This is a genomic window from Bradyrhizobium shewense (assembly GCF_900094605.1).
Lineage (GTDB): Bacteria > Pseudomonadota > Alphaproteobacteria > Rhizobiales > Xanthobacteraceae > Bradyrhizobium > Bradyrhizobium shewense.
Genome location: NZ_FMAI01000023.1, coordinates 27,542 through 45,552, shown reverse-complemented (window position 1 = coordinate 45,552; position 18,011 = coordinate 27,542). Strand labels below are relative to the sequence as shown.

The window sequence follows — 18,011 nt, the reverse complement described above, 5'->3', positions numbered from 1 at the left end:
CGCGGGGACGCTATCCCGCCGTCACGTCCACCAGCTCGCCGCCCTCCAGCACCTGGGCCGCCTTGGCGCGGTCGAGATCGCCTTCCCAGGCGGCGACCACGACGGTCGCGACGCAATTGCCGACGAGGTTGCCGAGCGCGCGGGCCATGCCGATGAACCAGTCGACCGACAGCACCAGCACGAGGCCGATCGCGGGAATGCTCGGTACCGCATTGAGCGTCGCTGCCAGGATCACGATCGCCGAACCCGGCACGCCATGCGCGCCCTTCGAGGTGATCAGGGAGACGCCGAGAACCAGCAGGAGGTCACCGAAGGACAGCGGCGTGTTGGTCGCCTGGGCGATGAAGACGACGGCGAGCGTCAGATAGATCGAGAAGGCGTCGAGGTTGAAGGAATAGCCGGTCGGAATCACGAGACCGACCACGGAATCCTTCACCCCCATCCGCTCCAACTTCTTCATGATCTGCGGCAGCACGGCATCGGAGGAGGCGGTCGCGAGCACGATGGTCAGCTCTTCGCGCAGATAGGCGAGGAATTTGAGGATGTTGAGTCCGGCGAGCGCCATCACGCCGCCGAGCACGCCCAGCACGAAGATGCCGACCGAGACGTAGAACAGCATCACCAGCGACACGAGCTGCTTCAGCGAGCCGACACCGTATTTGCCGACGGTGTAGGCGACCGCGCCGAGCACGCCGAGCGGGGCAACGCGGACAATCAGGCCCATGACGCGGAACAGCACGGTGGAGGCCGCATCGATCATGCTGGTGACGAGCTTGCCCTTCTCGCCGCCGACGAGCGCGAGCCCGACGCCGAACAGGACCGCGAAGAACAGCACCTGGAGCACGTCGTTGCGTGACAGCGCATCGAAGGAGGTGGTCGGGATCACGTTCATCAGAAAGGCGCCGATGCCGCCGCCTGACAGCTTGTGGGCGTTGTCGGCGTAGGTGTTGAGCGCTTTGGCATCCAGCGTCGAGGGATCGATGTTCATGCCGTGGCCGGGGCCGAAGAGGTAAGCAAGCAACAGGCCGACGACGAGTGCGACGGTCGTCATGATCTCGAAATAGACCAGCGCCTTGACGCCGACCCGGCCGACCTTCTTGAGGTCGCCGGCGCCGGCAATCCCGTGCACGACGACGCAGAACACGATCGGCGCCACGATCATCGAGATCAGCTTCAGGAAGGCGTCACTGAGGATCTTGAGCCCGATCGCGAAATCCGGGACGGCCATGCCCAGGATGACGCCAAGCACCAGCGCGGCCAGAACCTGGACGAACAGCGAGGTGTAGAGCGGCTTCGGCTCGGCGGCGGGCGCCGCGGTGATGGTCGACATGGTGGATTCTCCCGGTTTGACGCGACTTGGACGTCAAAAAGGAGCAACAACCGTGCCAGATTGTCGCGGTGTTTCCGGAAAGCGGCACAGGACGTCGCTCTGTGTCAAGGGCGCGACGCTATCTCGCCGAACAGTCGCGTGGGGAGGAAGCCGCGGGACCCGCCGTCAGTCGTTATGCCTTCGCCGAAACGAAAGGCATCGTGTCACGCCGCAAGATCCAGCAGCCGGCATGATCCGCGCACGAGCGCCTTGCGTCCGATGGGCGTCATCACGGGTACGCCGTCATTGACGACAACGAGGCCGAACTTGACCAGACTTTCGATAAGATAGGCCTTCGAGAGGCGACCGCTCGATACCGGGTTACGAAGTGTGCGCAGGGCTTCCCACTGGTCCGGCGAAAGATCGAAGTCGACGTCGTTGCTCATGTTGCCTCAAGCGATAGTACCATTCGCGCGCCTCTGTTAGCGACGCTGCATGAAGACCATGCGACGACAATGAGTCGGGAATTCGGTGCGCTGTTTAGAACCTCTCTTCACGAATTGCCGCACTTCATTGCACCACAAGAGTAAAGATCGTTCGACTGCGAATATCGTCCCGAGCGTCGATCACATATTGATGAATTCGGTTTGATGCTGCACTGCAAGTTGTCGCGATGCACGGGAAGCGCTGCTGTCCCATTCTGCGTCGCAATATGCACAGAAATCGTGAAGCGAAAGGTTGAGGACTCTGTTACGGTGACTCCCGGGGAATGACTTCACGCTGCAGGAGTGGAGTGCATGAACAGGCTGGTCAAAATTCGCAGTCAGGAGTCCCTGTGCCGGGAGCGCGCCGCGCTCGATTTCGATCGCCGGGTTTTCTGGCTCGCGCAAGCCGAGGAATGGGAGCAGCGCGCGCTCGACGAAATTGCCTATCACTTCCGGGAGTGCAATATCGGCCAGACGGAGCTTGCGCGGAACTGACGCTGGCCGCGAGCAAGACCTACTGATAAGTCGCCACGATATCTGACACCGCGCGCTCGAGCTGCTGCGCGGTGGCGCATTGGCGCACGACCGTACAGAAGGTCGCGTAGCGCGGCATCTCGGAATCGCCAAAGCCCCAGGCGAGCCGTCCTTCGGGATTGAGCCAGACCAGCCGCTTCGAGCGCTCGGAGATGCGGCGCAGGATGTCGGCACGCGGGTCGAGGTTGTTGCTGCGGGCATCGCCGAGCACGATCACCGTGGTCTGCGGCGTCAGCGTGCTCATGAAGTCCTTCTCGAAATCGACCAGCGAAGAGCCGAAATCGGACGAGCCGAATCCGACCTTGGACATGATCTCGGCCATCGCCTCTTCCGGCGATTTCTTTTCCAGGATCTCGCTGACCTCGATCATGTGCGAGGAGAAGGCAAAGGAGCGGACGTCGTCGACCACCTCATGCAGCGAGTGGATCAGGAGCAGGAAGAAATCGGAGACTTGCGCGACCGATCCGGAGACGTCGCAGAGCGCCACGATCTTCGGCCGGTCACGATGCTTGCGCTTCCATGCGGTGAGGAAGGGCACGCCGCCCCAGGCCGCATTGCGGCGGAGTGTGCGGCGGACGTCGAGATGACCGCGGCGCTGGCGCTTGCGCGGCTTCGAATAGCGCTCGCGCAGGCGCCGCGCGATCTGGCGGATGAGGGCGCGCATCTCCGCGACCTGGCGCCGCTCGATGCGGGCGAGCGGCGCGTTGCGAAGGATCTCGTTGCGGAGATTTTCGGCCTCCTCGCGGGCGTAGAGCGCAAGCCCCTGCGAGACGGTGTCGCGCACGGCTTCGCGCAAGGCGTCGAGCGCGGCGCGCAGACGTTCGGCCAGTGCCGGGTTGGTCGCGGTCAACGCGTCGAGATCGTCGCGCAGGCGCTGGAGCCCCATGGCGTCGAGGATGCGGCTGGAAAAGATCCCGCGCTGGGTGGAATAGCGGATATCTGACAGGGAGGCCGCGCCGGAAGCGTTGGCAATCGCCGCTGCGATCGTGTTGCGGTCCTGCGACAGCAGCATCTGCGCGAGCGGGCCCAAGCCCTCGGGAGGCTGTCCCTCGTCCGCTTCGCTGGCCGAGCCGGAGGAGGGCGACTGATCCGGATCCTGCGAGGCGTTCTCCTCGCTGTTGGCTTCGGTCTGATCCTGTCGCGGTTCCGGCTGGCTGAAGAACAGATCAAAGCAGTCGCCGAGCGCGAGCTTCTCGTCCTGCGATTTGGCGAGCGTCAGAAGCAGCGCGTCGCGCAGGACGGTGCGATCGGAAAAGCCGACCTGCGACACAGCGCGCATCGCATCGATGCTCTCGGCAGGCGAGACGTGAACGCCGACACCGCGTGCCGCCCGAAAGAAACGATGGAGATTCTCGCGCATCGGCGTCAACCGAAGACGTTGGACCGTGCCGCCTTGGCAATGAAGGTCGTCACCTGCGGCGCTGCTGCCTCGATGTCGGCTTCGTATTTCAGAAGCACGTTGAGCGTGTCCTTGACGATCTCGGTGTCGAGCTCCGTGGCCTGGAGCAGCACCAGCACGCGCGCCCAGTCGATGGTCTCGCTGACCGACGGCAGCTTCTTCAGATCCAGCGAGCGGATCTCGTGGATAAAGCCGACCATCTGCCGGCGCAGCGCCTGCGAGATGCCGGGCACCCGGCTTTCGACGATGCGCTCCTCGAGCCGCTGCTCGGGGAAGCCGATATGCAGATGCAGGCAGCGCCGCTTCAGGGCGTCGCCGAGGTCACGCTCGCTGTTGGAGGTGAGGATCACCGTCGGCGGCGTGATGGCCGAGACGGTGCCGAGCTCGGGGATCGTGACCTGGAAATCGGACAGGATCTCCAGCAGCAGGGATTCGAATTCGGCGTCCGACTTGTCGATCTCGTCGATCAGGAGCACGCAGCCGCCCGGCTGCTCAAGCGCCTGGAGCAGGGGGCGTGGCTCGACGAATTCCTTGGAGAAGAACACGTCGCCGAAATCGTGCAGCTGGTTAAGCGCAGCATGCAGCGTCTGCGCGCCGCCGAGGACTTCGCCGAGCTTGTCCTTGAGGATCTGCGTATAGAGAAGCTGCTTGGCGTATTTCCACTCGTAGAGCGCCTTGGCCTCGTCGAGACCCTCGTAACACTGCAGGCGGATCATCTTCATGCCGCGCCAGGCCGCGATCGCCTTGGCAAGCTCGGTCTTGCCGACGCCCGCGGGGCCCTCGACGAGGATCGGCTTCTCGATCTGCTGCGACAAATAGACGGCGGTCGCGATCTGCCGGCTCGCGATATAGCCCTGCGCGGCGAGGCCGCTCTCCACTGCCTCGATCGAAGTCGAGGCCTTCTGATCAGCCACGAAAGGGCGCTCCCAAAGGTCTTGCTTGAGGCTTGTTCTGCCTGCGTTCCCGGCAAAGAACAAGCCTCGTTTGGGAGGCATCAGACCCGCACGGACGGCGCTTTTTTCCGCTCGACGCAATACGTGTCGGCGCGGATATTTGCGCGGCTCGCCGTTCGCGCGATCAGTGCCGCAGCTGCTCCGGCTTGCGGATCGTCTGTCTGACCTCGGCGCCGCAATCGGCGCATTCATAGACAAAGTCGATCTTGGCAAGGCTCCAATGCGGTTCGACCTCGCGCACATACATCGGCAGGAACCCCATGCACGTCGGGCAATTCACAGGCGCGATCTCGATGTCCTGATGATGCTGTACATAAGCTGGCATCTCGGCTCTCCTTCGCAGGTGACAACCAAACCCCGCGCAGAAGCTACTGCCGGTCGCTCCAGGCGCGTCATCAACTCTATCGAACGGAGATGGAACGGCGGACGTTTGTCGCGCGCTGTGACATTCTTGTTACGTGTCTGTACTGTAACGGGCAGACCGAATGCCTATTTCTGCGGCCAATCCGGTTTTTTGGATCCTCAACCAACGATAAGGGAGCAACGCCCATGACGCATGCCATTCGTTTTCATAAGACCGGCGGTCCGGAAGTCCTGGTCTGGGAGGAGGTCAGCGTCGGCAAGCCCGGGACGGGCGAAGCGCGCATCCGCCACACCGCCGTCGGCCTCAATTTCGTCGACATCTACAACCGCTCCGGCCTGTATCCGGCGCAACTGCCGAGCGGGCTCGGCAGCGAGGCAGCAGGCGTCGTCGAGGAGGTCGGGCCCGGTGTCACCGATCTGAAGCCGGGCGATCGTGTCGCTTATGGCGCCTCGCCGCTCGGCGCCTATTCCGAGGCGCGGCTGATCCCCGCGGACCGCTTGCTGAAGCTGCCTGAGGGGGTCGACGACAGGACCGCAGCGGCGATGATGCTGAAGGGTCTCACCACGCAATATCTGATCCGGCAGACCTATCGGGTGAAGGCCGGCGATACCATCCTGCTGCATGCCGCGGCCGGCGGCGTCGGTCTGATCCTGAGCCAGTGGGCCAAGCATCTCGGCGCGACCGTGATCGGCACCGTCAGCAACGACGAGAAGGCCAAGCTCGCCAAGGCGCATGGTTGCGACCACGTCATCATCTACACCCGCGAGGATTTCGTGAAGCGGGTCGACGAGATCACGGGCGGCAAGAAGGTCCCCGTGGTTTACGACTCCGTCGGCAAGGACACGTTCCTGAAATCGCTGGATTGCCTCGCTCCGCTCGGCGTCGCCGCGCTGTTCGGTCAGTCCTCCGGCGCGGTCGAGCCGCTCAATCTCGGCCTGCTCGCGCAAAAGGGCTCGCTCTACGTCACCCGTCCGACGCTGTTCACCTATGCCGCCAAGCGCGAAAATCTGGTCGCGATGGCGAACGAGCTGTTCGACGTCGTCAAGTCCGGCGCGGTCAAGATCGAGGTGCACCAGACCTATCCGTTGAAGGACGCCGCCAAGGCGCATGCCGATCTCGCCGCACGCAAAACCACGGGGTCGACCGTCCTTCTGGTGTAACGTCCGGGCCGACGGTGACGGAGGCTCCTTACGGGCCTGCGTCACGTCCGTTCGTGCTTGCGCAGATCGCGGGCGTGATCGAGCCGGAGGGCCTGGAGGTCGATATCCTCGGGCGGGATCCGGGGCAGGGCGGCCTCGGTCAGGATCGCCTCGATGACGTCCTCGACCGAACTCCCGGCGATCTCGTGGACGAACGAGACATTCCGGTATTCGCCCGAGGCGATGCGGGAGATGACCTCACGCCTTGTGATTTCGGGGTCGACGACCGCCTCGCGGCCCCGCCGTCCATAGTCGATCATCACGACGAAATATTGCATCAAAACGACTCTGCCGCGCCCCCATTGCGGGGTGTGCGGCAGATTATAAACGGAATCAAGTCAAGAGCGATTTCTAAAAAAGCGAAACCGCTGGCCGTGCGAGGCCCCTACTTGCCCTTCTTGCGTGGGCGCGCCGACTTGGCGCGCAGCCGCTCGAGCTGGCCCTTGGGCATGGACAGGCAGATCTCACCCACCCACTCGAGCTTCACGCCGACGATCGGCTTGGCGTTGAAGCTCGTGAGGTTGACGACCGAGGGGCTTTTTCCCCGCTCGATCGTCTTCAAATAGCGCTCGCCGGTCTTGAGGCGAACCACAGCCTCTTCGCCGTAGAAGCTCGACAGCGGATGGCGCTGGTCCTTGTAGACCACGATCACGTCGCCGCTCTCGTATTTGGGCAGCATCGAATCGCCCACGATCTCGAAGGCGACAGTCTCTTCCATGATCGGGAAGGGCAGCGCGATGTCGCCGAGACCCTCCGGGGGGACCTGCTCGTAATCCGGCTCGATCACGGCGCCGGCGCCGACGCGGCCCATGATCGGCGCGAGATTGAGCTCGAGATACTCCATGATCGGAATGATCTCCGAGGCCTTCACCAGGCGTTCGCCGCCGAGGATCTCCGAGACCGCGCCGGGCCGCACGCCCATGGCCGCCGCCAGGCCGCCCTTGCTCTTGCCCGTCTTTTCCAGGCCCCGCTCGATCATTGCAACGTCCAACATGGTGATTCCCTCGATTACCCAACGTCTCGCTCTTGTAATCCGAAATTCGGAATTATTGCAATTATGAATATCAGAATTATTGCTTGACTTAAGCTTCGGAATACCGGAATGTCTGTTTCGCCGCCGGTCGTGCGATCGGAGGAGGCGCATCACAGGACAGCAGCATGGAACCGGGCCATTGGCCGTCGGAGCACTCCGACGCGCTTCGCGACTATTTTCTCAAAGGCATGTCTTATGCGGAGATCGGAAGGCAGATTAACGCAAGGTTTGGAACGGCTTACACGCGCAATGCAGTGATCGGCCGCGCGAAGCGGCTCGGGCTCGTCATACCGGAATGGATCGTGAGCCCGTCGGTCGCGCCATATTTGCCGGGTGAGGCTCCGGTTTCGCCGCGCCGCGCGGTGCTACCGAACCTGAACGTGCCGCCGAAGTCCGCAATGAAGCCTGCGGTGCGGTTGAAGCTGCGCTGCGTCGGCGTTCAGCCGCGCCTGATCCAGCTGGTCGACCTCGAGCCGGCTGACTGCCGCTATCCCTATGGCGGCGACAAGGACGGGGAGGAGATCGCCTTCTGCGGCCATCCGCGCCAGCCGGCCTCCAGCTATTGCGCGCCGCATGCGGGCCTGACGCGTCGCTCCGGGGCTGCGTCTGCCCGTGCCCCCGGTCCCGTCGTGCTGAAGCTCGTGTTCGCGGCCTGAACTCTCACCCGTTCCATCGTCGATTTCGCAAGGAGTATCCAAGTGGCTCGTGTCCGACGCAACAAGTCCTACAAATTGGCACAGATCTACGACCGGCGGTCCCGCGACGTGCCGTTCAATGCCGAAGTGGCGGAGGTCGAGGTCGACAATCCGCTGGCGCTCGATGTTGGCGAGAAGATCGTGGCGATCCGGTCGATCCGCGGCGATCCGCTGGGACGGCTGCACGCCCACCACCAGATCGATGAGGCGCAATATCTCGGCGGGCGCGCCTTCCAAAACGATTGGGAGAGAGCGGAGCGGGGCCCTCAGGCGATGGACCCGACCCGCGAATATGTCGATGGCGCGCGCACGCGCGAGCCGGTCACCGAGAGCCAGCGCCAGGCGGTGCTGCGGCTGAACCAGGTCGAGCGCGAACTCGGGACCGACGGCGCTGCGCTGGTGCACGACGTGCTGGTGCTGGGCCTGACCATGGATCAGATCGGGCAGCGTCGTGCCGTCCGTACGCAGCGCTGGAACGACTATTTTGCGCGACGCTTTCGCGAGTGCCTCGACCGGCTGGCGCTGATCTACGGCTTTGCGACGGAAACGGGGACACGGCAGGCAGGGCGGCGCAGATGACAACGGCACGCCTGCGGTTTGGGCCGCGGGCGTGCCAGTCTGCCGCTCACGGATGCGGGACGATCTGGTAGGGCGTCGAATAGGGTTCGACGCGGAGCGAGGCGTTAGCCAAAAGCCCGATCCTGGCGGTCGGTGCCTGCTGCAATTCGCCGTTCGGGCCGCGATGCACGTTATATTGCCAGACCGTGAGATCGCCCTTCTGCGCCAGCGCGTGCGCAACCGCGCTCGCATCATTGCCGCCGAGCGCCTGAAGCTCCTCCGCCGACAACCCGACGACGATCTCGTCCTTGATGGTGACGATCTTGAACAGGTTCATCTTGGTCTCCTGCGCCCATGCGCCTTGTATCGAGAGGGTGAAAAGCGCGACCGCGGCGCCCTTGATGAGATCGCAGCGAGAAAGCATGCCGTCGTCCTTTGGTGCTGAGGCGCGCCCGAATCGAAGAGTTTTCAGCCATGGCGCCCGTTGTCCGCGTGGCCGTGTCGCAACGGCTTGGTCGTTCGTTCATGGACAACGGTTCACGGGCGGAAACATATCCGGCTTGCGAGATCGATCGTTATTCGCCGTTAATACAACCGCCGAGGCCGCACTCAACAATTACGTGTAGGCGCTGAGAAGCGCTCATTCGCAGCCGAATGTCCGTTCATGTCGGAAACAAGCGGAAACGTTGTGCCGATCAACGGCGATCAGGGCTGTGTGTGATTGATGACGCTTCTTGACGCAGGTGGGTGACGGCGGTCGATATACCTGTTATCCGGAATTGCCGTGGTGCGATGCAGACGAAGCATCGCTATGACCACTGTTGGGCTTGCCGGACGGGTTGTTCCTTGACATAATTGCAACCAATTGGTTGGGCCGGTCGTTTGGACATGTCGTTCGGCGTGCAACCTGCCGGGGCCACCCGGCCGAGAGTTCGTCGCCATAGGTCCTGTTATGGCGTCTTGTTATGGCGTTTGGTTCTTGAGCGGGTCACGAAGCCGATGCTTGTCATAGGTGCGAGATGAAAAACCTCAATTTCGCGGCTGAACTGCACCTCAAGCTCGGCGCGCCCGCAAGCGGCACGGTCGAAAGCCTGCGCCTGCTCCGCGCGTTTCTGAAGCTCGCGCCACGACAGCGTTTCGAGGTCATCAAGCTGGTCGAAGACCTCGCCACCGAAGAAATTCTTCCCGAGCACCCCTTGTCCTGAGCCCGGGCCGCGCGCCGGCCTTACGCCGTCTCGTTCATTTTCCCGTTCGTTTTCCCGCCGGAGCCGGACCGCCGGCGACGTTTCCACGCGGCTGGCCGCTGGAAGGCGATCCGGCAAGTGTGGTATTCAATTGGGAAAATGGGAGGAGTGCGACCATGATCGAACCGAAGCTCGAAGTTCCGGCCGAACTGCGCGACCTGGCCGAGAAGACAATTGATCAGGCGGAGAAAGCATTCGGCATGTTTTTCGACGCCGCCACCAAATCGATGTCGTCCGTTCCAGGACCAGGGACGGAGGTGTCGAAGCAGGCGCTGGTTTTCACTGAGCAGAACATGAAGTCGGCCTTCGAGCATGCGCGCAAGCTGGTTCATGCCACCGACCTTCAGGAAGCGATGCGAATCCAGTCCGATTTTCTGCGCAGCCAGTTCACCAGCGCCGGAGATCACATGCGCCAGATGACCGGCAGTCTCATGCAATCGGGCAAAGGGAAGTCCTGATTCTCTGCGTGTGCGCTGCAGGTCGATGACAGGCCACCGAACGACCACATTCGTCGTCCGTCATCCCTTCTGCTGATCCCTGTCGGCCCACCGGCAGGGATTTGCATGTGTGGCAGCGTCGTGCTCGGCGCGCGACTAAAGCGCGATGCAATCAGGATGAATCGTCATCGCGCTTTAGGGTGTTGTTTAAGCCATGATCCTTTCGGAAAGCCGCTGCGCACTTTTCCGGATCATGCTCTAGCGCAGCGATGCGATGTAGGCCGCGATATCGCCGGCTTCGGTTCGGCTCAGGGGAAAATTCGGCATCTTCGGGTGCGGATCAAGCAGGAAGAAGGCGAGCCTCTCCGGACTGAAATCCGGTCTACGCGCAACGGAGATAAAGGAGGGGACGTCGGCGCTCGCCTGGGTCTGGCCGTTCGCGACGACATGGCAGCTTGCGCACCAGCGTTTGGCGAGGTCCGCACCGTGACCGGCATCGGCCGCGAGAGCCGACGATGTGCCGAAGCTCGAGGTTATGGCAAGCAGCAGGCAAATTCGTCTCAAATGCGGGTGCATAGGGTAACTTTCATGCATCGATTAGCGGCCGCCATGCTCATCCGCAGCACGATCCCGGAAATTTCGAGAGATCAATCCGGGCGATGATCGACCGCAGCAGCTTGCGGACCGAACGATAGAGATGCCGTAGGAAAGCCGGCATCCTCGCCGCGGGCAGGCCAAGACTTCTCGTGTCGAGACTTCTCGTATCGAGATTTCTCGTATCCAGACTTTCAATGTAGTGCGACACGTGTCTCTCCGAGGCTATATCGCCCTTTTATCCCGGCGCCTCGGAGCCGCCTTGATCTGCCGCAAGCGTTCCCGGCTAATAGTCGCCCGGATTCATGATCATCGGGGTTTTCGTATCAGCCGGCGCGAGCGCGCTGCTGGCGCTGTCGCGCAGGAAGCGGTCGAGCGTTTCCTGGATCTTCTCCTTGACCGCGTTGGGACCGCGATCGCTCATTTCCGTGTGCTGCGCGCCGGTGTGAACGATGTCGATACTGCGCGCCTTGGCTTCTTCCGGCGTCGGCAGCACGCCGGGATCGGTCACGAAATGCGGGTCCTTCGACCGGAACGACAGGATCTTCATGCCGTCGCTGACCACGAAGGGCACCCGCAGATTGTCCAGCGTGATCACCTTCGACACCAGCTCCGGGTGCTGATGGGCAACATACATGGAGACATCGCCGCCATTGGAGTGGCCGACGAGGGTGACGTGGTCGTAATCGACGTTCTCCTGTTGCTTTTTCAGCTTGTCCAGCACGAAAAGAATGTTGGCTTCGCAGCGGATATAGACCTCGCGCCGGCCGACATATTGCTGACCGACATGGGTCATCAGCGGCGGATCGCTCGGCAGATCCTGCTGAATGCTGGCAACCAGATAGCCGCGCGCGGCGAGCACGTTGGCGAGGAAGGAGTATTCGGTGGCCTTGACGGTGTTGCCGTTGCTGATGATGGCGAGCGGGAGCTTCCAGAGGCCGAGATTGGCCTTTGTCTCGTAGTCGCGCCGCACCGCCACGTCGACCGAGATAGGCCGCTGCCGCGAGGCGTCGAACAGCGCCAAAGTCTCATGGCGGATCGCGAACCGACTAACGACGAAATATTCCCCGACGCCAAGGACGCAGAGAAACGCCAGGATTGCAAACACCCTCTTCATGGTTTCATCTCAAATCACATTTGACTGAACATGGTCATTGGGAACTCCCGGATCGAGCGATCGTGAGCAGCTTACGGGATTAAATTTAGGCAAGTCTGTGAGCAAGCCCGCAAAAAGGACCGCATGCCAAGCTCACCGCGCGAACGACGGGGTGGCTACAGACAGCCGGACTTGCCGCGTTCGGGGCAGAGCCGGAACGCGCTCGACAGGGTGAACAGGAAGCGGGGGCTGCGGCGCTCGTTGTCCGGTGCCCGGTAGCTCAAGGGCACCGCCACGCCGAGATCGGCCTGGATATCCTCTGGCAGGAAGAAGCGCACACCGGCTCCGGCCGATGTGAGCGACAGGCCGTCACTCAGGCGGTAACCGTCGTTCCAGACGGCGCCGGCGTCGCCAAAGGCGTAGAGCTGATAGCCGGTCCAGTAGCGGAAACTGAGCTTCTGGTCGAAGCGCAGTTCGAGCGAGCCGGCAAGGCCGTTGTCGCCGCTGATCTCGGCTGCGCCATAGCCCCGGCCGAAGGCCGCGCCGCCGAGATAGAATTGCTGCGAGGTGAACAGTGGCCGCGATGCCGTCTGGCTCGCCGCGGAGAGCTTGAGCGACCAGGTATCATTGAGCGTCTGGTAGCGCGTGAACCAGAGGTTCAGCACCGAGAAGTTCGAGGATGCGCCGTCGCGCGACAATAGGTCGTCCTCGAAATGCGAGGCGCCGAAGATGTCGAGGCCCTGGCGATAGGTCAGTGTCGCAAGATTGGTGCCGCCGAAGCGATCCTGCAGCCGGTAGTCGGCGGTCAGGCTCGCGGTCCTGATATGGTCATTGTACCAGGGACCGTAACGGTCGTGCTCGGACACATTGCTGAAGGTCGTCGCCGCAGTCAGCGTGAGCGTGGAGGATTGCGATTGCAGCGGGACGATGCTGGCGCGCAGCTCGAACGCCTCTGTCGTGGTGATGTCGCTGTCGAGGCGGCGGGCATCGCCCGGCCGGACCGCGCTGTACAGGACGGAAGCGCCGAGGCGTACGCCGTCGACGCCGACGGGCGTGTCGTAGGACAGCCGCGCAAAGCCGAGCTCGCGAGGATCGTTGGCAACTGTCGACAGGTTGACTGCCAGCGTGTCGCCGGGCGTGAGGTAGGAGTTGAACGCGCCGGTGGCGTAGCTCTGCCACGGGCCAACGGAAGATGATCCGAGATTGTCCAGACCGAACGAGGAGAAGACGTGCCAGGTCTTCAAAACAACTGTGAGACGGAAGCGGCCGGTCGCGCCACCGATCTCCTCCAGCGCGGTATCGGTGATCCGGACGCCCGGCCTGCCGTTGATCAGGAAGAGCTGGCGTTCGAGCGTTGCAAGGCGCGACGGCTGCTCGGCCAGAACCGGCCCGAGCATCGGCCTTACGCCGAACTGCTCGGCGCCGTCGCCTTTTAGCTCGACCTGCACGATGGCGCCTTCGATCACCTGGATCCGCACCCGGCCGTCGGCAATGTCCTGCGGCGGCACGATGGCCCGGCTCAAATGGAATCCCTCGGCGCGGTAGAGATCGCTGATCGCGCCGGCGATCGCGGCGAGATCCGCCTGCGAGACCTGCTTGCCGAGATAGGGCAGATAGATCGTGGCGATCCGATCTTGGGACACGGTGTGTGCGCCACTGACGTCGATGCCCCGCAGCACGAATTGCAGTTTGGTATCGCCGCCGGTGTTGGGCTGCCTGACGCTCGGAAGCTGGACCGAAGGCCGGCTCAGCGATTCCCGCTCGGTTTGGTTATCGAAATATTTCTCGGGCTGGCGCGGATCAAAACCCGGCTGGTTCGCCTGTTGTGCGAACCCCTGGGAAATTCCCGCAAAGATCGGTATCAGCACTGCCAACGCGGTAATGAGATGCCGCTGCTCGACGCACGTCCCGAATCTTCCTCCGTAGTTTGACGGAGACTTTGCGATGGGGCGGTAAGGGTTCGTTATCCGCATGATTTTTCATAGTTTTTTATGGTCAATGATTGGTTAATGCTGCCACTGCACTGGCCGCTTGCCGCTAATCCTCTCTTGAGTGATTTTCGGATACCCCTCAGCCCCGGCTGTAACGCGGACTGAGGATCGTCATGCTTCGCAGAATTGGAATGCGGTGTGCCTTCGTGGCGGCGCTGACCCTTGGAACGGCTTCCGCTGCGTTCGCCGCGGAGGATGGCGTCTGGTCGGTCAGCAAGGCCACCGGTGAGGTGTGGATCGCGACCGAGGGCGCGCAACCGGTGTCGCTGAACCGGGAAGAGTCGCTCAAGCCTGGCAATACCATCCGCACCGGACGCAACGGCCGGGTGCTGCTCGTCCGCGGCGAGGAAACCATTCTGATCTCTCCCAACTCCGTGGTCGGCTTGCCCTCGGAGAAGAAGGAGGGGCTTTCGACCACCATCATCCAGCAGGCGGGATCGATCCTGCTCGAGGTCGAGAAGCGCAACGTCAAGCATTTCGAGGTCGAGACGCCCTATCTCGCCGCCGTGGTCAAGGGAACGCAGTTCAGCGTCACGGTGGGAGCTGGCAGCACCAAGGTCGGCGTGCTCCGCGGCCAGGTCGAAGTCTCCGACTTCAAGACGGGACAGATTGCCCAGGTCATGCCGGGACAAGCGGCCACCGTGCTTGAGCACGGCAAGCCTGGTCTCAGCTTGAGCGGCGCGGGGACGTTCAATCCGATCGAGCATGGCAAGCCGCGCGCCTCGACGATCGAGCGTGTCCCCGTCCCGAAATCGGGCCTGTCGGCGCCGCGCAATGCCGCGAGCGGCCATGCGATCCATGCGCTCGGTCCGATCGACAAGGGGGCCAAGGCGGCTGGCGTGCCGAAGCCGTCGCATCAGGCGGCTGGAGGTCATGTCTCCAAGGCCGGCGTCGTGCGCATCTCGAGCTCGCTCGGCGAGGTCAAGCTGAATGTCCACAAGGTCACGAATGGGCTCGCCCACGGCGCAGTGGCACCCGGACAGGTGCGCAACGCCAACGCCAGCACGGGTGCCGAGACGGTCTGGAGCGAAAACAAGACCAGCACGGCAGCGTCCAACAACGCCGTCCAGACTGCGGCGACGACAAGCGGTGCTGCAACGGCTGGCAGCAGCTCATCGAACCCAGGCGCCGCGATAGCGGAAGCTACCGCCAACAACGGAAACGCCGGCAGCAACGGCAATTCCGGCAATGGCAACAACGGCAATGGCGCCGGCAACGGCAACAGCGGCGCCACCGGCAATGGCTGGGGCAACAATGGTAACGGCAATGGGAATGGCGGCGGTAACGGCAGCAATGGCCGTGGCCACAACAGACATTAAAGCGATTTCCTAGGGGATGAGGGGCGCACCTGCAGAAGCGGGTGCGCAGGAGGGTGGAGTGAAACGTTATCGGCCGCATATTCTCGTCGTGATCGCGCTTGCGATCGTGCTGTCCACGGGATGGCATGGTGCGCTTCGCAACGCGCTTACCGACCTGCGATTCAGCTGGCAATCGCGTGCGGCCAGCGGCAATGTCGTCGTAGTGGCCATCGACGCACCGTCCATCGATCAGATCGGGGTGTGGCCGTGGCCGCGCCGGCTTCACGCGGAGCTGTTGCGCAGGCTCGAGGCGGCGGGCGCGGGGGACATCGCCTTCGACGTCGATTTCAGCACGCCTTCCGATCCGGCGTCCGACGAGGCCTTCGTCAAGGCGCTCCGCGATGTCGGCGGCTCGACGATCCTGCCGTCCTTCAAGCAGCCGACGCCGAATGGCGGCACGGCGCACATCAATCGCCCCCTGAAGGGTTTCAGCAACCAGTCGTGGCCGGCCGTCGTCAACGTCGCGGTCGAATCCGACGGACTTGTTCGCCGCTATCCGTTCGGCGAGAAGCTCGGCGATGCCTTGATGCCGTCGATGGCCGTGGTGCTGGCCGGGCAGGACGCCAACCGGCGGCCGCCCTTCCTGATCGACTTCAGCCTTCGTGCAACCTCCATTCCGAGCGTCTCTTATGTCGACGCGTTGCGCGGCGATGCCGCTGCTCTCGACAAGGTGAGAGGCAAGAAGATCATTGTCGGCGCCACCGCGCTCGAGCTCGGTGACCGGTTCAGCGTTCCCAACGGCAAGCTCGTCTCGGGGCCGGTCCTCCAGGCGCTTGCGGCAGAATCGATCCTCCAGGGCCGGATGCTGCACTGGACATCCGATATCGGCATGATCCTGGGTCTGGGCGTGATCTGCCTGCTGATGATGTATTCGTGGCGCCGCCTCGCGCCAGGAATTCGCGTCGCGGTCCTGATCGCCTCCGGGTTGGCTATCGAGCTGGTCGCGGCCCTCGTGCAGGCAAGATGGCCCCTCGTCATCGACACATCGCTATTCCACATCGCGATCGTCGCCTATCTGGCCGCGATTGCGCTGGACGAAATCGATTTCCGTAGTCTCCTGGGACGCATCGCCGAGAGCCGCTTTCACCGCATCGCGATGTCGCTTGGCGACGGTCTCGTCTGCACCGACGAGGATCACCGGATCACGGTCTGGAATCCCGGCGCGAGCGCGATCTTCGGCTACGCGCCGGCGGAGATGATCGGCCGTCCGTTCGAAACGCTATGCGCGGTGGCGGCGGACGGTGATGCAAGACCGTCCATGCATGACGCCGCGCGCCAGGCGCTGCTGGTTCCGGGCGGGGCGGTCGTCGTCGAGTTCGAGGGCCGGCGCAAGAATGGCGAAACCTTCGCCGTCGAGGCGAGCTTCTCGGGCTGGCAGGGAACGGACGGCTTTCAGTACGGCGCGATCCTGCGCGACATCTCGGTCCGCAAGCGGGAAGCCGAACGCGTCAAATATCTCGCTGAACATGACGCGCTGACCGGTCTTGCCAATCGCAACACGCTGCATGCCGGACTGGCCGGCATGATCGCGAATGCAGAGCGACGGCCCCGCGAGGTCGCGTTGCTCGTCATCGGGCTCGACGGCTTCCAGGGCATCAACGACATGCTGGGGCATTCGGCGGGAGATCTGGTGCTGCAGGCGGTCGCCATTCGCCTGGAGGGGCAGGCCGGAGATCGGGCGATCGTCGCCCGGCTCGGCGGAGATGAATTCGCCATTGCGCGCGAAGCCGCAGATGGCGGTGAGCCGATCGCGAAGTTCGCCGAGCGGATCGCGCGTGCATTCGAAACGCCGCTTGCGACGGGCACGCGCCAGCATCGCGTCAGGATCAGCATCGGCGTCGCGGTCCATGGCGACGGCGGACAGGGCGCCGACGAACTTCTCAGCAATGCTCATCTGGCGTTGAGCAAGGCAAAGACGACGCGGCGCGGCAGCCATGTGATCTTCAAGGCTGCGATCAGGCAGGAGCTGGAGAACCGGCTGACGCTGGAGAGCGAGTTGGCGCTTGCGGCGGATCGCGGCGAGTTCGAACTGTTCTACCAGCCCCAGGTTCGTCTGATCGACGGCAGCCTTATCGGGGCCGAAGCGCTCATCCGTTGGCGGCATCCGGTGCGCGGCTACGTCTCGCCCGGAGAGTTCATGCCGGTGGTCAACACCTCGGCGCTGTCAGAGCGGATCGCGAACTGGGTAATGGAGACCGCCTGCCGTCAGGCGCGCAACTGGGAATTGTCCGGCAACGGCGTGCGCGTCGCCATCAACCTGTCGCCCTCGCAGCTTCATTCCGGCGATCTCGCGCATTCGGTTGCGGCATTGCTCGAGGCGACCGGGCTTACCCCGTCACTGCTCGAAATCGAGGTGACCGAAGACATCCTGATCCATGACGAACGCCGCGTGCTCGACATGTTCAAGCGAATTCAGGAGCTCGGGGTGCGCGTCCTGTTCGACGATTTCGGCACTGGTTATGCGAGCCTCAGCTATCTGAAGAAGTTTCCGCTCGACGGGCTCAAGATCGACCGCTCGTTCGTGCTCGATCTGCTGGCCGATTCCGACGATGCTGCGATCGTCGGCTCGACCATCGGCCTCAGCAAGCAGCTCGGCCTCACGGTCGTGGCGGAAGGCATCGAGAACCGCGCAACTGCCGACTTCCTGGTCAGCATGGGATGCGCGGAAGGACAGGGTTATTTCTTCGGCCGTCCGATGCCGGCCGAGGCGTTCGAAAAGCAATTCCTGGCGGCCGAGCTCGACGCGGCCAGCGCTGCCTGAG

The 18,011-nt window shown here is 63.2% G+C and carries 19 protein-coding genes; 8 read left to right on the top strand and 11 right to left on the bottom strand.

Annotated elements, in window-relative coordinates; genetic code table 11:
* Positions 1 to 10 precede the first annotated feature (10 nt).
* Positions 11 to 1,330, bottom strand: coding sequence for a dicarboxylate/amino acid:cation symporter (locus tag GA0061098_RS32745; RefSeq protein ID WP_091965563.1), 1,320 nt, complete (start codon positions 1,328 to 1,330; stop codon positions 11 to 13).
* 203 nt (positions 1,331 to 1,533) lie between these two features.
* Positions 1,534 to 1,755, bottom strand: coding sequence for a hypothetical protein (locus GA0061098_RS32740; protein ID WP_091965562.1), 222 nt, complete (start codon positions 1,753 to 1,755; stop codon positions 1,534 to 1,536).
* Between the two features lie 351 nt (positions 1,756 to 2,106).
* On the opposite strand from GA0061098_RS32740, the gene GA0061098_RS32735 reads away from it, so the two are divergent.
* The gene (locus GA0061098_RS32735; protein WP_091965561.1) at positions 2,107 to 2,289 is read left to right on the top strand and encodes a hypothetical protein; all 183 of its coding nucleotides are present in this window, start codon (positions 2,107 to 2,109) and stop codon (positions 2,287 to 2,289) included.
* A 19-nt stretch (positions 2,290 to 2,308) separates the two neighbouring features.
* Here the strand turns inward: GA0061098_RS32735 and GA0061098_RS32730 are convergent, their stop codons facing one another.
* The 3 genes from GA0061098_RS32730 to GA0061098_RS32720 form a co-directional block, all read right to left on the bottom strand.
* Complete coding sequence (locus GA0061098_RS32730) at positions 2,309 to 3,688, bottom strand: vWA domain-containing protein (RefSeq protein ID WP_091965627.1); 1,380 nt, start codon at positions 3,686 to 3,688, stop codon at positions 2,309 to 2,311.
* Between the two features lie 5 nt (positions 3,689 to 3,693).
* Positions 3,694 to 4,641: an AAA family ATPase gene (locus GA0061098_RS32725; protein ID WP_165637745.1), complete on the bottom strand. Its 948-nt coding sequence runs from the start codon at positions 4,639 to 4,641 to the stop codon at positions 3,694 to 3,696.
* 163 nt (positions 4,642 to 4,804) lie between these two features.
* A complete protein-coding gene (locus tag GA0061098_RS32720; RefSeq protein WP_091965559.1) occupies positions 4,805 to 5,005 on the bottom strand; it encodes a hypothetical protein in 201 nt (66 codons plus the stop codon).
* Between the two features lie 224 nt (positions 5,006 to 5,229).
* On the opposite strand from GA0061098_RS32720, the gene GA0061098_RS32715 reads away from it, so the two are divergent.
* On the top strand, positions 5,230 to 6,204 hold the full coding sequence (locus GA0061098_RS32715) for a quinone oxidoreductase family protein (RefSeq protein ID WP_091965558.1): 975 nt from the start codon (positions 5,230 to 5,232) through the stop codon (positions 6,202 to 6,204).
* Positions 6,205 to 6,245: 41 nt separating this feature from the next.
* On the opposite strand, the gene GA0061098_RS32710 is transcribed toward GA0061098_RS32715, so the two are convergent.
* Positions 6,246 to 6,521: a hypothetical protein gene (locus GA0061098_RS32710; RefSeq protein ID WP_091965557.1), complete on the bottom strand. Its 276-nt coding sequence runs from the start codon at positions 6,519 to 6,521 to the stop codon at positions 6,246 to 6,248.
* 107 nt (positions 6,522 to 6,628) lie between these two features.
* Positions 6,629 to 7,237: a S24 family peptidase gene (locus tag GA0061098_RS32705; RefSeq protein WP_041748162.1), complete on the bottom strand. Its 609-nt coding sequence runs from the start codon at positions 7,235 to 7,237 to the stop codon at positions 6,629 to 6,631.
* A 164-nt stretch (positions 7,238 to 7,401) separates the two neighbouring features.
* Here GA0061098_RS32705 and GA0061098_RS32700 point away from each other — a divergent pair, with 164 nt between their 5' ends.
* Both GA0061098_RS32700 and GA0061098_RS32695 read left to right on the top strand, forming a co-directional pair.
* Positions 7,402 to 7,932, top strand: a complete 531-nt coding sequence (locus tag GA0061098_RS32700) for a GcrA family cell cycle regulator (protein ID WP_091965556.1) — start codon at positions 7,402 to 7,404, stop codon at positions 7,930 to 7,932.
* A gap of 42 nt (positions 7,933 to 7,974) precedes the next feature.
* Entirely contained in the window at positions 7,975 to 8,550 is a 576-nt protein-coding gene (locus tag GA0061098_RS32695) for a hypothetical protein (protein WP_091965555.1), read from the top strand.
* 46 nt (positions 8,551 to 8,596) lie between these two features.
* Here GA0061098_RS32695 and GA0061098_RS32690 read toward each other — a convergent pair whose 3' ends face one another.
* Complete coding sequence (locus GA0061098_RS32690) at positions 8,597 to 8,953, bottom strand: hypothetical protein (protein WP_028142639.1); 357 nt, start codon at positions 8,951 to 8,953, stop codon at positions 8,597 to 8,599.
* Positions 8,954 to 9,548: 595 nt separating this feature from the next.
* On the opposite strand from GA0061098_RS32690, the gene GA0061098_RS46385 reads away from it, so the two are divergent.
* Entirely contained in the window at positions 9,549 to 9,734 is a 186-nt protein-coding gene (locus tag GA0061098_RS46385; RefSeq protein WP_028142638.1) for a hypothetical protein, read from the top strand.
* A gap of 155 nt (positions 9,735 to 9,889) precedes the next feature.
* Positions 9,890 to 10,231: a phasin gene (locus GA0061098_RS32680; protein WP_018319170.1), complete on the top strand. Its 342-nt coding sequence runs from the start codon at positions 9,890 to 9,892 to the stop codon at positions 10,229 to 10,231.
* A 237-nt stretch (positions 10,232 to 10,468) separates the two neighbouring features.
* Here the strand turns inward: GA0061098_RS32680 and GA0061098_RS32675 are convergent, their stop codons facing one another.
* The 3 genes from GA0061098_RS32675 to GA0061098_RS32665 all read right to left on the bottom strand — a co-directional run bounded on the left by GA0061098_RS32675 (position 10,469) and on the right by GA0061098_RS32665 (position 13,873).
* Entirely contained in the window at positions 10,469 to 10,786 is a 318-nt protein-coding gene (locus tag GA0061098_RS32675; RefSeq protein WP_091965553.1) for a c-type cytochrome, read from the bottom strand.
* A 304-nt stretch (positions 10,787 to 11,090) separates the two neighbouring features.
* On the bottom strand, positions 11,091 to 11,921 hold the full coding sequence (locus GA0061098_RS32670; RefSeq protein ID WP_091965552.1) for an alpha/beta fold hydrolase: 831 nt from the start codon (positions 11,919 to 11,921) through the stop codon (positions 11,091 to 11,093).
* 155 nt (positions 11,922 to 12,076) lie between these two features.
* The gene (locus GA0061098_RS32665; protein ID WP_091965551.1) at positions 12,077 to 13,873 is read right to left on the bottom strand and encodes a ShlB/FhaC/HecB family hemolysin secretion/activation protein; all 1,797 of its coding nucleotides are present in this window, start codon (positions 13,871 to 13,873) and stop codon (positions 12,077 to 12,079) included.
* A 131-nt stretch (positions 13,874 to 14,004) separates the two neighbouring features.
* On the opposite strand from GA0061098_RS32665, the gene GA0061098_RS32660 reads away from it, so the two are divergent.
* Both GA0061098_RS32660 and GA0061098_RS32655 read left to right on the top strand, forming a co-directional pair.
* Complete coding sequence (locus GA0061098_RS32660; RefSeq protein WP_091965550.1) at positions 14,005 to 15,210, top strand: FecR family protein; 1,206 nt, start codon at positions 14,005 to 14,007, stop codon at positions 15,208 to 15,210.
* Between the two features lie 58 nt (positions 15,211 to 15,268).
* Positions 15,269 to 18,010 (top strand): EAL domain-containing protein, encoded by a 2,742-nt coding sequence (locus GA0061098_RS32655; protein WP_165637744.1) that lies wholly within the window; start codon positions 15,269 to 15,271, stop codon positions 18,008 to 18,010.
* The last annotated feature ends 1 nt before the right edge of the window (position 18,011 follow it).

Bases quoted from the DNA above. Each gene is read 5' to 3' on its own strand.
- GA0061098_RS32745 (WP_091965563.1), bottom strand. From the start codon at position 1,330: ATGTCGACCATCACCGCGGCGCCCGCCGCCGAGCCGAAGCCGCTCTAC.
- GA0061098_RS32740 (WP_091965562.1), bottom strand. From the start codon at position 1,755: ATGAGCAACGACGTCGACTTCGATCTTTCGCCGGACCAGTGGGAAGCC.
- GA0061098_RS32735 (WP_091965561.1), top strand. From the start codon at position 2,107: ATGAACAGGCTGGTCAAAATTCGCAGTCAGGAGTCCCTGTGCCGGGAG.
- GA0061098_RS32730 (WP_091965627.1), bottom strand. From the start codon at position 3,688: ATGCGCGAGAATCTCCATCGTTTCTTTCGGGCGGCACGCGGTGTCGGC.
- GA0061098_RS32720 (WP_091965559.1), bottom strand. From the start codon at position 5,005: ATGCCAGCTTATGTACAGCATCATCAGGACATCGAGATCGCGCCTGTG.
- GA0061098_RS32715 (WP_091965558.1), top strand. From the start codon at position 5,230: ATGACGCATGCCATTCGTTTTCATAAGACCGGCGGTCCGGAAGTCCTG.
- GA0061098_RS32710 (WP_091965557.1), bottom strand. From the start codon at position 6,521: ATGCAATATTTCGTCGTGATGATCGACTATGGACGGCGGGGCCGCGAG.
- GA0061098_RS32705 (WP_041748162.1), bottom strand. From the start codon at position 7,237: ATGTTGGACGTTGCAATGATCGAGCGGGGCCTGGAAAAGACGGGCAAG.
- GA0061098_RS32700 (WP_091965556.1), top strand. From the start codon at position 7,402: ATGGAACCGGGCCATTGGCCGTCGGAGCACTCCGACGCGCTTCGCGAC.
- GA0061098_RS32690 (WP_028142639.1), bottom strand. From the start codon at position 8,953: ATGCTTTCTCGCTGCGATCTCATCAAGGGCGCCGCGGTCGCGCTTTTC.
- GA0061098_RS46385 (WP_028142638.1), top strand. From the start codon at position 9,549: ATGAAAAACCTCAATTTCGCGGCTGAACTGCACCTCAAGCTCGGCGCG.
- GA0061098_RS32680 (WP_018319170.1), top strand. From the start codon at position 9,890: ATGATCGAACCGAAGCTCGAAGTTCCGGCCGAACTGCGCGACCTGGCC.
- GA0061098_RS32675 (WP_091965553.1), bottom strand. From the start codon at position 10,786: ATGCACCCGCATTTGAGACGAATTTGCCTGCTGCTTGCCATAACCTCG.
- GA0061098_RS32670 (WP_091965552.1), bottom strand. From the start codon at position 11,921: ATGAAGAGGGTGTTTGCAATCCTGGCGTTTCTCTGCGTCCTTGGCGTC.
- GA0061098_RS32665 (WP_091965551.1), bottom strand. From the start codon at position 13,873: ATGCGGATAACGAACCCTTACCGCCCCATCGCAAAGTCTCCGTCAAAC.
- GA0061098_RS32660 (WP_091965550.1), top strand. From the start codon at position 14,005: ATGCTTCGCAGAATTGGAATGCGGTGTGCCTTCGTGGCGGCGCTGACC.